We start from the raw sequence: 15,136 nt of genomic DNA, 5'->3' as shown, positions 1-15,136 counted from the left end.
GGTTCAGACCCGCATTCAGGTCCGAAACAACACTGCCCTCAGTGGAACCCTCGGTCCAGGAGCTGCCGCCGTCGTTCACAACTGAACTCTCAGACACCGCGGAGGCCGCAGCATCCAGGCTGGCGTCGGCATCCAGGTTCAGACCCGCATTCAGGTCCGAAACAACACTGCCCTCAGTGGAACCCTCGGTCCAGGAGCTGCCGCCGTCGTTCACAACCGAACCCTCAGACACCGCGGAGGCCGCAGCATCAAGGCTGGCGTCGGCGTCCAGGTTCACACCCAGGCCAACGGCAAGGTCGGTGACGGCGCTGGTGTCCGTCGAGTTGCCGGTGCCGTGCCCCAAGGTGGAGGACCCGCCGTCGTTTACTACCGAGTCGTTCACTACCGAACCCTCAGACACGGCGGAAGCCGCAGCGTCCAGGTTGGCGCCAAGGTTCAGGCTGATGTGGCTTCCCGAGCCGAGGCCCAGGTCCGACGTCGTGGTGGTGGAATCGGAGGCGGAGGCTGCGCCGGCGCCGAGGATGAGCACTCCGCCGGCGAACACGGCGCTGCACAGGGTGGTGCGTACGAAAGATTTCATGACAATTAGTTCCTTACTAGTGAGTTGAGCCAGGCAGGGTTGGTGCGTGGCTAGGTGCCGTCCGCGCAGAAAGGCGCGGTGCCGGCGTCGCTAGTCGGGGGAAAAGCCGTGCTCCAGGCTGACCGAACCGGGCAGCTCGTCGGAGGGGTTGCTGACATCCTTGAGCGAGATCTGCGCCAAGGAAAACTGGAAGGCCGGAACGTCGGCTGCCACGCCGGATCCGCCGTCTCCGCCCGTCCGAAGCAGCGAACCGGAGCCCGCCGGCGCCGTAGCCGGCAAGTCGGGAGCGGGTGTTGCCGGACGTTCCGGAGCGGGTGTTCCCGCTGATACGACGACGGGGCTGCCGCCGTCGGACATTGCCGCCGGCCCGAATCCCCGGTCCGGCGTGACTGTCAGGACGGTCCGGGCCATGCCCGCAGAAGGTGCAGCGGCAAGCGACTCTGCGGCGTCGGCCGGTGCAGATTCCTGCGGGACGGACTCTGCCGTGGACGGAAGGGCGCGAACGTCGCCAAGCGCGGGGACGGCGTCGGCGACGTTGCCGGCAACGGAACCCACCGGAGCCAGCACGGGCGCCGTGACATCAGCGACCAGACCGGTGACCGGCGCCGTGATTCCGGAGACGGTTTCGGTGACGGGTGCGACGGCGCCGGAAGCGAGCGCCGTTACCGGCGCCACCGCGGTGGTGACCTGCTCGACAACGGCGGTCACCGGCGCCGAAACGGGAGCCACGGCGGTGTCCACCGGCGCGACAACCGGTTCGGCGATGGCCTGAACCTGCGTCGCCAGCGGCGCAGCCACAGTGGCAACGGGTCCAGTCAGCGCGGCCAGAGGACCTTCATCAGCCGTGGCAGTGTCAGAGGTGCCGGTGTCAGAGGCAATGGTGTCCGTGACGGGCGGCAACAGGCTGGAAGCTTGAGCCGAAACGGCTCCGAAGATAAGCCAGGCAGCCGCGAGCAGTGTTGCCAGGACGAGGGACCGCAGGGCGGAGGGAAGCCATGATGCATTTTCGCGCATTGCTTCACCTCCCGATCGTGGCCGGACGTCATCGATTACCGCAGGACTTACAAACCATTCGACGCCGCAAGGGCGGCGGATGGGTGGAGCTCGAAAATGGCCGGCCGGCGCCTCCGTCAGGGCTGCCGGCCCGGTGGTCGCAGAAGCTTAGGTCCGGTCCGTGTGGCCTACCGAAATGTATCTTTTCGGCACGCCTAAATTAACGCTATCCTCGTCCTAACAGGACCCCGAAGGCGAGGAACAACGATGACCACCACAACTGCCCCGGCCCGCCCGGCCACGAACCGGCGCTGGTCGCGGCTGCTGCTGATGGGACCGGCCTTTGTGGCCGCCATTGCGTATGTTGATCCGGGTAACGTCGCGGCAAATCTCACCGCCGGGGCGAACTACGGCTACCTGCTGGTCTGGGTGCTGGTGGCAGCGAATGCCATGGCGGTCCTGGTGCAGTACCAGTCGGCCAAGTTGGGTCTGGCGACAGGGCTCAGCCTCCCGGAAATTCTCGGCAAGCGCCTGGGCACCCGCCGGCGCCGGCTGTACTGGGTCCAGGCGGAGGTTGTCGCCGGGGCCACGGACATGGCGGAAGTCATCGGCGGGGCCGTGGCCCTGAACCTGCTCTTCGGGCTTCCCCTGCTGGCCGGCGGTCTCATTATCGGACTCGCGTCCATGCTACTGCTGGCACTGCAGTCCGCCCGCGGCCAGAAATCCTTCGAATACGCGATCCTGATTTTGCTCGGTGTCATCGCCGTCGGATTCGTCTCCGGGCTATTCGTCAATCCCCCGGACGCTGGAGGTGCCCTGTCAGGTCTTGTGCCCCGTTTTGAGGGGACAGACACGGTCCTGCTCGCGGCTAGCATGCTCGGCGCAACGGTGATGCCGCACGCGATCTACCTGCACTCGGCTCTGGCCCGGGACAGGCACGGCTTCTCCGAGGACCCTGCGGTACGAACCCGGCTGATCCGTGCCACGCGTTTCGATGTGGCCGGGGCCCTGATGCTGGCCGGTGTCGTGAACATCGCGATGCTCCTGCTGGCCGCGTCCAGCCTGCGGGGCATCGCGGGAACAGACACCATTGCCGGCGCCCACGCCGCCGTGACGTCAGCACTCGGCCCCGTTATCGGCGTGGTGTTCGCGATCGGGCTGCTGGCCTCAGGTCTGGCTTCCACCTCGGTTGGCTGCTACGCGGGGGCGACGATCATGGGCGGTCTGCTCAAGATCCGGGTGCCACTGCTGACCCGGCGGGTGATTACGCTGATACCGGCTCTTATCATTCTCGGCGCGGGAATTGAGCCGACCCTGGCTCTGGTGCTGAGTCAGGTTCTGCTCAGCTTCGGGATACCGTTCGCCCTGATTCCGCTGATCCGGTTGACCGGAAAACGGGACGTCATGGGCATCCACACCGACTCCCTGGCGCTGAAACTCGCCGGGTGGACCAGTGCGACGCTTATCGTCGGCCTGAACTGTGTCCTGATCGTCCTGACGATCACCGGGCAGTCCTAACCAGGCACCATACCCGCGCCTGTCCGGTTTCTGTCAGCGCTGCACGTGGCAGGGCACGACCCACAGGGCGTCCGCTGCGTGCACACCCAGGGAGATTAGTGCGGCATGCTTTCCTGGTCGCGGTGGGCAGCGGGTTCGATCTGGAAGGTCAGGGAGCGGCGAATGATCACGCGCCGATCAGCAGGGACACGACGGCCTTGGGGTCAGTCCTCCCGGCGGGTGTTCAGCGTCAGGGCCTGCGGCCGGTTCTCGGATTCACACCCGGCACAGCAGCCCGGCTGGGATGCAGCATCGTCGCGACCGTCCCGGGCTTCTACCGAATGCGCTTGTACCTCAGGTGCATTTTCTGCCGATGCAGGCGGCGGTGCGCAACAGTCGTCCGTGTCGGTGCCGTGGGCAGCGGCGGCGTTCGGGACGGTGCAGCAGACATCGCCGCGCCAGGCGCTGATGCCTTCCCGGATGGCGATACCCGCGATCACCAGTGCGGCGCCGGCGTCCGCCCACCACCAGCCCAGCGTGCTGTTCAGGACCAGGCCGACGAGCAGCACCGCGGACAGATATGTACAAAGCAATGTCTGCTTAGAGTCAGCGACCGCCGTCTTGGATCCAAGTTCCCGGCCCGCGCGGCGCTGGGCCCAGGAAAGGACCGGCATCACGGCCAGGCTCAGGGCCGCAATCACGATACCGGGCGTGGAGTGCTGGGCCTCTCCCCCTCCGGTGAGGGATCTGACCGCGTCGAGGGTGACGAATGCCGCGAGGGCGAAGAAGGACACAGCGATGATCCGCAGCGTCAGATGCTCGCGCCGTTCCGGGTCCTTGGCTGAAAACTGCCAGGACAACGCCAGCGCGGACGCGACCTCAATCACCGAATCCAGTCCGAAGCCGATCAGGGCTGAGGAGTCCGCTACGCCGCCGGCCCAGAGGGCCACCACCGCCTCGACGAGGTTGTAGGTAATTGTCGCTCCCGCGAATAGTCGGATCCTGAGGCTGAGTACCGCACGGCGTTCCGGGGTTGGAGTGTGTAGCAGAGTCGTCATGCGAAGCATTCCCCGTCCGGAGCGCAGCAATCGGGATCCACCGCGAGGACGACACCGATCAGGTCCCTGATCGCGTGACCCAGCCGGGCGTCAGCGAGTTCGTACCGACTGCGACGACCGTCCGGGACAGCGACCACGAGTCCGCAGCCGCGCAGACAGGTCAGATGGTTGGACATGCTTTGCCGGGACACCCCCAGGGAGTCGGCCAGATCCGAAGGATAGGACGGGGCGCCTGAGAGGGCCAGGAGGACCCGGGCGCGGGTAGGGTCCGAGACCGCGTAGCCGAACCGGGCCAGCACGGGAGCCTGGGCGAGCGTTTCCATACGACCAAAGTACATCCAGGGATGTATTCACACAAACGTGTATTAGGAACGGGACACTTCTTTCCTCAGCCCATTTTCAAGGGAGGGGTTGCGGCCCTATGGGCTCACAACCATGTTCCGAGATCAGGTTCCGGCTGAGTGCGCGAACCTCATCCAGTTCGGCCGAGAGGCCTGCCAGCACAATGGTTGCATCGGCAGTCTGCGAAGCTGAGTGATCGTCCGCGAGCCCGTCGGCACGCAGGTTGATCAGTGACTCAACCATCCGGAACGCGAGCTCACCGAGGGGCGCGCTGCCGGCGCCGCCGGGTGCCGGGACCAGTTCCACGACCCTCTGGCCCAGGTCCCGGTACAGCTGCCGCAGCTCGCGCCTGTCCGCCATGAACGGCTCGAAACGCTCGGCGCGTGCTTCCGGCAGGTGGTACAGGACGCCGAGGTTCCATCGCGCACTGCACAGCAAACCACCGTCATAGAGCGCCACCGAATGGAGAGCCGCGGCCGCCGCCACTGCGCCGACCGGCCGCGGAGCTGCGCAGACAGCCCTTGCGAAGTCCAAGCCACCGGCCACGGTCCCTTTCAGCAACTCGCCGAGGATGTCATCCTTCGTGCCGAAGTGATGGTAGAGCGACGACTGGCGCATGCCCACCGCATCGGCGATCGCCCGCGTGGACGTGTTCGCGAAGCCTTGGCTCGTGAAGAGTTCGGCGGCCGCATCGAGGATTTCGTCCCGGGCGGTGGCCCCCGGGCGCACTGGCTGCTGCTTGCGGGGTCGTCCCGGTCCGGCTGAAGTCACCCCACATTCTTACACCGCCTGCGAGTGCAGAATGCGCCGCCCGAGCAGGTCCGAGTGCTGGTGAGTTTTTGTTCACAGAACTGAAACACCTCGAAATCCAGCTTTTACACGGGTGAAACGGAACCGGGACACGGCACTGGAAAACTATCAAGTGACCGGTATTTCGGGAGGGGCCATCCAGCGGCTACCCAGATGTGGTCACCAGCCCCCGTTCCAGACACGGAGAAACCGATGACTTCCACCATTTCGACGGCGTCCGCCCACGCAGACGATGCAGACCTGACCTCGCTCGGCTATCAGCCGTCACTGCACCGCAAACTTGGCCGCTACGCCTCCTTTGCCGCAGGATTCTCGTTCGTTTCCATCCTGACTACTATCTTCCAGCTCTTTGCGTTCGGGTATTCCTTTGCCGGACCGGCGTTCTTCTGGACCTGGCCGGTGGTACTTATCGGCCAACTGCTCGTTGCCCTGAATTTCGCTGAACTCGCCGCCCGCTACCCCCTCTCCGGCGCTGTTTACCAGTGGGCCCGCCGCATGGGCGGCGAAGTGGTGGGCTGGTTCGCCGGCTGGTTCATGGCCATCGCCCAGGTCGTCACTGCGGCCGCCGCCGCCATCGCGCTCCAAGTGGTCCTCCCGCAGCTGTGGGACGGCTTCCAGGTGGTGGGCGGTGACCCTGCGCTGGCCACCGTCACCGGCGCCGCCAACGCGGTAGTCCTCGGCGCTGCACTCCTGGTGGTCACAACAGTGATCAACTGCCTGGGCGTGAAGCTCATGTCCCACGTCAACTCCATCGGCGTGACGTGCGAAATCGTTGGTGTGGCCGCCGTCATCCTCGCCCTGATTTCCGCCGCCCAGCGCGGACCCGACGTAGTGGCGGACGTCAGCGTGGTGGCCGGCTCGGACCTCGGTGCCGTAGGCGCGTTCCTCGTCTCCGGCCTCATGGCCGCCTACGTCATGGTCGGTTTCAACTCCGCCGGGGAGCTCTCGGAAGAGACGAAGAACCCGCGGAAGACAGCACCCCGCACCATCCTTTCGGCCCTGATCATCTCCGGTATCGGCGGCGGGCTCATGATCATTACCGCACTCATGGCCGCACCCAGCCTCGACGACGGGCGCCTCGCTACCGAGGGCCTGCCCTACGTACTGACCGCCGTCCTGGGAACCTTCTGGGGCAAGGTCCTTTTGGTGGACGTCGCCGTCGCGATCTTCGTCTGCACATTGGCCATCCAGACCGCGGGATCCCGCCTGGTGTTCTCGATGGCCCGCGACGGCAAACTCCCCGCATCGGCGCTGCTCTCCTCCGTCCACCCGGAACGCGGCACCCCGATGTGGCCGTCCATCGCCATCGGCGGCCTCGCCGTCGGAGTCCTTGCCATCAATATCGGCAACGCCGCCCTCTTCACCACGCTCTGCAGCGTCTGCATCGTCATGGTGTACCTCGCATACCTCCTGGTCACTGTTCCACAACTGCTCAGCCGGCTGCGCGGAGACTGGGACCGGGTGGGCCAGACCATGCCGGCCGGGCTGTTCTCGCTGGGACGCTGGGGGCTTCCCGTCAACATCCTGGCCGTCCTCTACGGCGCCGTGATGGTGGTAAACCTCGCCTGGCCGCGCCCCGAGGTCTACGACCCCAGCGGCGAAAACGGACTCCTGCTATTCTCCGCACCGCTCATGGTGGGGGCCGTGCTGCTCCTGGGGATCTGGGTGCGCAGCCGCAAGACCTCCGACGTGCCCGCAGCGTAGGCACCCGCGACTGATGACCATCACCACAGCCAACACCGCCAAGGAATGACTGACATGACACAGACCCTCGAATCCGCACAGCCCGCCGCCCGAACCGACGCCGCCGGAACCGCCACCACAGCGGGTGCGCGCGACCATGCCCGCGCCCAGCACGGACGGACCGCGGACACCATGATCCATGTGCCCGCGAGCGCAGCACCCCAACGCCTGACCGCCGGACTGCCGGCGGGAGCCGCCGCCTCGCTCACCTGGGCAGAATCGCTCGCGTTCGGGCGCTACACCCACCTGGAACTGGCCCGCGGGACCAGGATCAGGCTCACCGATACTGACGGCGACGCCTGCGTCCATGCCGTGCTCTTCCGGGCCGGAGCAAGCTACGAGCGGATCAACGTCGCCGATACCGTCAAAGTCCCGTGGCAGGCCTACCTCGGAACCGGGCATCCGCTGCTCTCCGACGCCGGCCGGCTGATGGCCACCCTCGTCGCAGACTCCTCCGGCCGGCACGACGCCCTCACCGGAACCACCAGCCTCGCAGGCAACCAGGCCAAATACGGTGCAGGCTCCGCGCACAGCGCGTCACCCGCAGGCCGCGAACTGCTCACCCTCGGCGCCCTCAAGCACGGCATCAGCCAGCGCGAAGTGCCGCCGTCGATTTCCTTCTTCAAAGGCACCGCCGTGGACCCGGACGGTGGCATCAGGTTCACCGGCAGCGCCGGTGCCGGCACCGCCGTCGAACTTCTCCTCCACATGGACGCGGTCCTGGTGCTGGCCAACACGGCCCACCCGCTGGACCCGCGACCGGTCTTCACCGGCAGCACCGTGGACATCGTTGCATGGCAGGCGCCCGAAGACCTCGCAGCCCTTGCCGCCGGAAACCTGGGATTCACGCCCGGCCCCGAGCACCTGCTCGCCCTCCAGAACACCGAACACGACTTCACCGCAAGGACTTCCGCATGAACACCACCACACTGACCGTCCAGCCGCAGACAATCCAGCCGCAGACAATCCAGCCGGACCCCGCTACTGCCGCCCTGGTCCCGGGGCTCGTCGTCCTGGACGAATATGTGGAAGCCCGCGGTCCGTGGTCCGCCGTGGTGGAAGCCGGGGACGTCCTCACCATCGTGGACCTTGAGGGCAACCAGGCCGTGGACTGCCTTCTCTACGCAGACGGAGACACCGCCGCCCGATACTCCGCCGCCGCAACTATCGCCGCGCAGGGCTCCATCTTCCTCACCACCGGATCCGTGCTCAGGGCTGACAGCGGCGAAGCGCTCATGACCGTCGTGGCCGATGAAGTGGGTGTCCACGACACCATCGGCGGCGCCTGCTCGCAGGAATCCAACACCCTGCGCTACGGCCAGCACACCCACGAACAGCACGCCTGCGTGGAAAACTTCCTCATCGAAGGCTCTAAATGGGGCCTCGGCAAGCCGGACCTGGTCTCCAACATCAACTGGTTCATGAATGTACCCGTGGACCCGGACGGTGCCCTCGGCATCGTGGACGGGCTCTCCGCCCCCGGCAAACGCGTGGCACTCCGCGCCGAGGCCGACACCCTGGTCCTGGTTTCCAACTGCCCCCAGATCAACAACCCCTGCAACGGCTTCAACCCCACGCCCGTGCGCATGATCGTCACCCGCCCGGAGGTCTCCCGATGAACCGCTTCGACACCCTGCTCGTCGCCAACCGCGGCGAAATCGCCTGCCGCATCATCGAGTCCGCCCGGAAGATCGGGCTGCGCACCGTGGCCGTCTTCTCCGAGGCGGACCGCGGCGCCAAGCACGTGCGCCTCGCCGACGAAGCCGTCCTGCTGGGACCGGCCCCTGCCAAGGAGTCCTACCTCCGGGTCGACGCCATCCTGGCCGCCGCGGCAGCTACCGGCGCCGGGGCCATCCACCCCGGCTACGGATTCCTTTCCGAGGACGCAGGATTCGCTGAAGCCGTGGAGGCCGCCGGGCTGGTCTTCGTGGGCCCCACTCCGGACCAGCTGCGGATCTTCGGCACCAAGCACACCGCCCGGGACGCCGCCCAGCGCGCCGGAGTGCCCATGATCGCCGGCTCCGGACTGCTTGAGGACCTCGACGCAGCCTTCGCCGCCTCCGCCACGATCGGCTTCCCGCTGATGCTCAAGGCAACCGGCGGAGGCGGCGGCATCGGCATGGCCGTCTGCCGCAACGAGGCCGAACTGACGGATAGCTACGCAAGGGTGGCCAGGCTCGCCAGCTCAAGCTTCGGCACCGCCGGCGTCTTTGCCGAGCGCTACATAGAACACGCCCGCCACGTGGAGGTTCAGATCTTCGGCGACGGCGAAGGCCGCGTGGTCAGCCTCGGGGACCGGGACTGCTCATTGCAGCGCCGGCACCAGAAGGTTCTCGAAGAAGCGCCGGCTCCGGACCTTCCGGCCCGATTGCGCGAGGAACTGCACCGCAGCTCCCGTGCGCTCTGCGCCTCGGTGGGGTACCGCTCCGCCGGTACCGTGGAGTTCGTCTACGACCCCGTCCGGCAGGTAGCGTCCTTCCTCGAAGTGAACGCCCGCCTGCAGGTGGAGCACCCGGTCACGGAAGCCGTCACCGGCGTCGACCTGGTGGAATGGATGCTCAACCTGGCGCAGCAGCAGCCCGTGCTGGACGGCCTCCCGGACAGCCTTCCGGTGACCGGGCACGCCGTGGAAGCACGGATCTACGCCGAAGACCCGGCCCGCAACTTCCAGCCCAGCGCCGGAACCGTCACCAACGCCCAGTACCCGGGCTCCGACGTCGTGCGTGTTGACGCGTGGGTGGAAACCGGCAGCGAAGTGTCCACCAACTACGACCCGCTCCTGGGCAAGGTCATCTCCTTCGGCGCCAGCCGGGACGAAGCCCTCGACTCCCTGGCGGACGCCCTGGCGCAAACCCGCATGGACGGCATCGAAACCAACCTCGGCATGCTGCGCTCCGTCACGGGCCTGGACGTGGTCCGTGCCGCCGCGCACTCCACCAGCACGCTGGACAGCGTGGGCGACCCCGAACCCCGCCTCACCGTGGAGCGCCCTGGCCTGCAAACGAGCGTGCAGGATTGGCCCGGACGGACCGGTCTCTGGCAGGTGGGCGTGCCGCCGAGCGGCCCCATGGATGATCTCTCCTTCCGGCTGGGCAACGTGGCGCTGGGCAATCCGGAAGGTGCGCCCGGCCTCGAATTCACCATGGCCGGACCGGCGCTGCGCGTCACCCACGCCACCACCGTCTGCGTCACCGGCGCCGAGGTGGCCGTGACCGTCAACGGCGAAGCCGTCCCTGTCTGGGAACCGGTCACAGTTCCCGCCGGCGGCGTGCTCGACGTCGGATCGGCCGAGGGTGCCGGGCTGCGCGGCTACATCCTTTTCGAGGGCGGCCTCGACATTCCCCAGTACCTCGGCAGCGCCTCCACCTTCACCCTGGGCCAGTTCGGCGGCCACGGCGGCCGCGTGCTCCGCGCCGGCGACGTGCTCCGCACCGTAGGCGGAACGGCACCTGACACGGTGCCCGCCCCGGTCCCGGCCGAAAGCCGCCCCGCCTTGACCAGGCAGTGGGAGCTCATGGTGGTGGAAGGACCGCACGGGGCCCCGGAGTTCTTCCAGCGCGAGGACATCAACGAACTTTTCGCAGCCTCCTACGAGGTGCACTTCAACTCGGCCAGGACCGGCGTCCGGCTGATCGGCCCCAAGCCGCGCTGGGCACGGAACGACGGCGGCGAGGCCGGCCTGCACCCCTCCAACATCCACGACACCGCCTACTCGGTGGGCGCCCTGGACTTCACCGGGGACACCCCCATCCTGCTCGGCCCCGATGGTCCCAGCCTGGGCGGCTTCGTCTGCCCGGTCACTGTGGTGACCGGCGAGCGCTGGAAGCTCGGCCAGCTCCGGCCCGGCGACACGGTCCGCTTCGTTCCGGTGAAGACCGTCCAGGCGCCGTCCGCGAAAGAACTCGGACCGGCCCGGCAGCACCTGATCCTCCCCGGTTCAAAGGGCGACGGCTCCAAGGGCGACGGCGACGACGGCGTGCTGGGCCGCGTGCCGGAAGGCGACGGTCGCCCGGCCGTGACGTACCGCCGCTCCGGCGACGACAACCTCCTGGTGGAATACGGCGACATGGTGCTTGACCTCGGCCTCCGCGCCCGGGTCCACGCCCTGCACCAGGAGCTCGAGAAGCTGCGGATTCCCGGCATTGTGGACCTGACACCCGGCATCCGCTCGCTCCAGGTCAAGGCCGATCCGTCCGTCCTCCCCGCCTCCCGCCTGCTCGGGATAGTTCGTGAAATCGACGCCGCCCTGCCCGCCAGTTCCGAACTGGTGGTTCCGAGCCGCACCGTCAGGCTTCCGCTGTCCTGGGACGATCCTGCCACGCGTGAGGCAATCGAGCGGTACATGGCGGGCGTCCGGGACGACGCTCCGTGGTGCCCGTGGAACATCGAGTTCATCCGCCGGATCAACGGGCTGGACTCCGTGAACGACGTCTTCGACACCGTTTTCAACGCGGACTACCTCGTGCTTGGGCTGGGCGACGTCTACCTCGGTGCTCCCGTGGCAACGCCGCTGGACCCGCGGCACCGCCTGGTCACGACGAAATACAACCCCGCCAGGACCTGGACCCCGGAAAACGCCGTGGGCATCGGCGGCGCGTACATGTGCATCTACGGCATGGAGGGTCCGGGCGGCTACCAGTTCGTCGGCCGCACCACGCAGGTCTGGTCCCGGCACGCCACCGCCGCCCCGTTCGAGCCGGGCTCGCCGTGGCTGCTGAGGTTCTTCGACCGGATCTCCTGGTACCCCGTCAGCCCGGAGGAACTCCTGGACCTGCGGGCGGACATGGCGGCCGGCCGGGGCCGGGGCGTGGACATCGAGGACGGAACCTTCTCCCTGGCCGAACACGAGGACTTCCTCGATGAGAACAGCGATTCGATCGCCGCTTTCCGGGCACGGCAGGAGAAAGCCTTCGCCATCGAACGCCAGGCCTGGGAAGACGCCGGCGAGTTCGACCGCGCGGAAAAGGCCGTCGCCATCGCGCCGCCCTCAGAGGACGTGGTGGTTCCCGACGGCGGAACCCTGGTGAGCTCGCCCTTCGCGGCGAGCGTCTGGAAGGTGGACGTGGCACCCGGGGACAAGGTGGTGGCGGGCCAGCCGCTGGTCTCCATCGAAGCCATGAAAATGGAAACCGTCCTCACCGCGCCCAGCGACGGGATCGTGCACCGGGTGCTGCCCAGCGCAGGGTCCCAGGTGGTGGCAGGTGAGCCGCTGGTGATCCTCGAAGCGGCGGAACTGAACGAAAAAGAGCTCGTCCTCGAAGGCAGCGCGGCATGAGCGGCATCAGCAGATCAGCCACGGCCCGGGTGACGGCGGCACTCGCCGCGATCGACGCCGTCGACCGTCCCGAAATCTGGATCCAGGTCCGGGGCCGTGAGGACCTGCTGGCCGAGGCCGCCCGCATCGACGCCGACGCGGCGTCCGGCAGTGAACTCCCCTTGGCCGGACTCCTGCTGGCGGTCAAGAACAACGTGGACGTCGCCGGGGTCACCACGACGGCGGCGTGCCCCGGTTTCGGCTACAAGCCCGCCGAAGACGCCGTGGCAGTGGCGCGGCTGCGAGCCGCCGGCGCCCTGGTGCTGGGCTCGACCAACCTGGACCAGTTTGCCACCGGGCTCGTGGGAACCCGCAGCCCGTACGGCGCAGTCCGCGATGCGCGGCGGCCGGACCGGATCTCGGGCGGGTCCAGTTCAGGGTCCGCCGTGGCTGTGGCCCTGGGGCTGGCGGACATTGCCATCGGAACGGACACAGCCGGTTCGGGCCGGGTTCCGGCGGGGCTGCAGGGACTCGTTGGCATCAAGCCGACCCTCAATGTGGTGTCCACGGCGGGAATGGTGCCTGCCTGCCGTTCGTGGGACACCGCCACCATCCTGGCCCGCGACCTCGACACCGCCGAGCTGGCCATGGGGATCATGGCAGGGGAATCGCGGACCTGGCCTGCGGACGTACGCCTGGCGGCACCGTCGCGGCCGCGGGTGGCCTATCCGGCGTCGCTCCCGGCACTGCCGGATGCCTGGGCTGCGGAGTTCGGCTCCCAGCTCGAACGGCTGCGTTCCACCGGTGTGGACGCCGAGCCGATCGAACTGGACGTCTTCCTGCAGGCGGCCCGGCTACTGTACGACGGCGCCCTCGTGGCCGAGCGCCACGCCGCCGTCGGATCGTTCATCGACGCCGCGATGGCCGGCGACGAGTCCGGAAACGGCACGGCCATCGGGCTGGACCCGACGGTCACCGGCATCATCACCGCGGCAGGCCGCGTTCCCGCCCATCAGTATGTCCGCGACACTGCGGCGCTGAACGAGCTGAGACGCGAAGCCATGGACCGGCTTGAGGGATTTGATGCCTTGATCGTGCCCACCACGCCCTTCCACCCCACGCTGGCCGAGGTCGCGGCGGACCCAGTGGGGATCAACTCGCGAATGGGCACCTACACCAACTTCTGCAACCTCTTCGATATGTGCGCAGTCGCGGTTCCGGCCGGCAGCGTCGAGGAGTCCGACGGCGGTGGAGTCGCACAGTTCGGCCTCACCGTTGTGGGCAGGACGTTCGACGACGGCGTGGTGGCGGACATCGCCCGCAGGATTGAGGCGACACCCGGCCTCCCGGCCCTGTTTGCCGCCGGGGCAGCGCCGAGCCGTGCCCCAGGCGAACGGCTGCCCTGGCCCGTGGCCGCCGGCGCCGCGGCAGTGCCGCTTGTAGTGGTGGGCGCGCACCGCAAGGGACAGCCGCTGGCGGACGAACTGGAAAAGCGGGGCGCGTTCTGGGACGGTCCCGTCACCCTGGCACCCCGCTACCGGATGGTGGCGCTGGACACGCAGCCGCCCAAACCCGGCGTCGTTCGCTCCGATGACGGCGGCGAACTGGCGGCGGAGCGCTGGCTGCTGTCCGAGGCTGCGCTGGGGTCCTTCCTCGCGGAGCTCCCCGAACCCATGCTGCTGGGGTCGGTGCTGCTCAATGACGGTTCAACGGCCGTGGGTTTCGCCTGCGATGCCGTGGCGGCGTCCCACGGCAGGGACATCACGCACTTCGGGGACTGGCTCGTGGCTCAAGATGCGGCCGAACATTCCACGGACAAGACCGGTCAGGGCATCTGGAGGCAGACCGGCAAGGCCTTACTGACGGGTCTGCAGCGCGGTCGGGGGTAGGCCAGGGTGAGGAACCGGCCCCGACACCCATGGACTGCTCAGCCGCCCAGCACCACGTTGACCGGCGGCTCCCCTGCCAGCATCAGGTCGATCTGGCGCTGCAGGAGCCGGCCCATCCTCGGACGCATCGCGGAACTTGCTCCGCCCACGTGCGGGGTGATGATCACGCCGGGCGTGCCCCACAGCGGATGGTCCTGCGGCAGCGGCTCGGGATCGGTGACGTCCAGCGCGGCGCGGATCCGGCCGGATGCCGTGTGGCGGACCAGTGCCTCCGTGTCCGCAACGGGGCCCCGGGCCACGTTGACCAGCAACGCGCCGTCGGGCATTGCCGCAAGGAAATCGTCGTCAATGAGGTGGCGGGTGGCGTCGCTGAGCGGAACGCCCACCACCACAATGTCGTGCTCCGGCAGCAACTCCGGCAGCTCATCGATTCCGTGGATGACGCCGCTCTCATCCGTCCGCTGCCGGCTGGCAACCCTGGTGACGCTTGTTTCGAACGGGATGAGCCGCTGCTCGATCGCTTTGCCCACGCCGCCGTAGCCCACAATGAGGACGCGGCGGTCGGCCAGGCTGGCGGTGGGCCGGGCATCCCAGACACCGTCCCGCTGGCTCTTCATGAGCCGGGGGAACTCCCGCTGGCTTGCCAGGATCATCGCCAGCGTCAGTTCTGCAGTCGAGGTCTCGTGCACGCCTGCTGCGTTGGCGAACACCCGGTCCGCCGGAAGCGAGTCCGCCACGCCGTCGTACCCGATCGACTGGCTCTGCACCAAGGCGGTCTCTACGGCCTCAAGATTCCGGAGGACCCGCGTGCCGCCCATGTACGGCGGGACCACGATGTCGATCTGCGGCTGCGGAGGCTCGCCCGTGAAGTCCCACTCCAGGACAGTGACGTCCGGGTGCGGCGTCAGGTATTGGCGAAGTACGTCATCGGGCAGGCTGACAGTGATCTTCCGGGTCATGGTTCTCCAAC

Annotated in this window: 12 protein-coding genes; 6 read left to right on the top strand and 6 right to left on the bottom strand. The window is 67.8% G+C overall.

The window, feature by feature from the left end; genetic code table 11:
- On the bottom strand, positions 1–580 hold a 580-nt coding region (locus AC07YR_RS19050), incomplete at its 3' end, for a hypothetical protein (RefSeq protein ID WP_494734886.1).
- A 90-nt stretch (positions 581–670) separates the two neighbouring features.
- On the bottom strand, positions 671–1,594 hold the full coding sequence (locus tag AC07YR_RS19045) for a hypothetical protein (protein ID WP_494734885.1): 924 nt from the start codon (positions 1,592–1,594) through the stop codon (positions 671–673).
- Positions 1,595–1,840: 246 nt separating this feature from the next.
- On the opposite strand from AC07YR_RS19045, the gene AC07YR_RS19040 reads away from it, so the two are divergent.
- Entirely contained in the window at positions 1,841–3,091 is a 1,251-nt protein-coding gene (locus AC07YR_RS19040) for an Nramp family divalent metal transporter (protein ID WP_436058814.1), read from the top strand.
- Positions 3,092–3,294: 203 nt separating this feature from the next.
- Here AC07YR_RS19040 and AC07YR_RS19035 read toward each other — a convergent pair whose 3' ends face one another.
- The 3 genes from AC07YR_RS19035 to AC07YR_RS19025 form a co-directional block, all read right to left on the bottom strand.
- On the bottom strand, positions 3,295–4,128 hold the full coding sequence (locus AC07YR_RS19035) for a cation diffusion facilitator family transporter (protein WP_494734884.1): 834 nt from the start codon (positions 4,126–4,128) through the stop codon (positions 3,295–3,297).
- Positions 4,125–4,451 carry an ArsR/SmtB family transcription factor gene (locus AC07YR_RS19030; RefSeq protein WP_055798047.1) on the bottom strand — a complete coding sequence of 109 codons (327 nt, stop codon included), beginning with the start codon at positions 4,449–4,451 and terminating at the stop codon, positions 4,125–4,127. Before AC07YR_RS19030 ends, AC07YR_RS19035 begins: the two co-directional genes overlap by 4 nt.
- A gap of 76 nt (positions 4,452–4,527) precedes the next feature.
- Positions 4,528–5,241 carry a TetR/AcrR family transcriptional regulator gene (locus AC07YR_RS19025; protein WP_436058816.1) on the bottom strand — a complete coding sequence of 238 codons (714 nt, stop codon included), beginning with the start codon at positions 5,239–5,241 and terminating at the stop codon, positions 4,528–4,530.
- Between the two features lie 231 nt (positions 5,242–5,472).
- Here AC07YR_RS19025 and AC07YR_RS19020 point away from each other — a divergent pair, with 231 nt between their 5' ends.
- The 5 genes from AC07YR_RS19020 to atzF are packed head-to-tail and all read left to right on the top strand — an operon-like array spanning position 5,473 to position 14,166.
- Positions 5,473–6,984, top strand: coding sequence for an amino acid permease (locus tag AC07YR_RS19020; RefSeq protein ID WP_055798053.1), 1,512 nt, complete (start codon positions 5,473–5,475; stop codon positions 6,982–6,984).
- Between the two features lie 54 nt (positions 6,985–7,038).
- Positions 7,039–7,941, top strand: a complete 903-nt coding sequence (locus AC07YR_RS19015; protein ID WP_494734883.1) for an urea amidolyase associated protein UAAP1 — start codon at positions 7,039–7,041, stop codon at positions 7,939–7,941.
- Positions 7,938–8,642, top strand: coding sequence for an urea amidolyase associated protein UAAP2 (locus tag AC07YR_RS19010; RefSeq protein WP_494734882.1), 705 nt, complete (start codon positions 7,938–7,940; stop codon positions 8,640–8,642). Before AC07YR_RS19015 ends, AC07YR_RS19010 begins: the two co-directional genes overlap by 4 nt.
- Positions 8,639–12,298: an urea carboxylase gene (gene uca / locus AC07YR_RS19005; protein WP_494734881.1), complete on the top strand. Its 3,660-nt coding sequence runs from the start codon at positions 8,639–8,641 to the stop codon at positions 12,296–12,298. Before AC07YR_RS19010 ends, uca begins: the two co-directional genes overlap by 4 nt.
- A complete protein-coding gene (atzF, locus tag AC07YR_RS19000; RefSeq protein WP_494734880.1) occupies positions 12,295–14,166 on the top strand; it encodes an allophanate hydrolase in 1,872 nt (623 codons plus the stop codon). The genes uca and atzF overlap by 4 nt, the downstream gene beginning before the upstream one ends.
- A 38-nt stretch (positions 14,167–14,204) precedes the next feature.
- On the opposite strand, the gene AC07YR_RS18995 is transcribed toward atzF, so the two are convergent.
- Positions 14,205–15,125, bottom strand: coding sequence for a 2-hydroxyacid dehydrogenase (locus tag AC07YR_RS18995; protein WP_436058822.1), 921 nt, complete (start codon positions 15,123–15,125; stop codon positions 14,205–14,207).
- Positions 15,126–15,136: the final 11 nt, after the last annotated feature.

The sequence above is a fragment of the Arthrobacter sp. GW460-12-1-14-TSB2 genome (assembly GCF_059423525.1).
The sequence above is the reverse complement of the archived record's forward strand: the minus strand, read 5'-3'. Positions and strand labels throughout refer to the sequence as shown.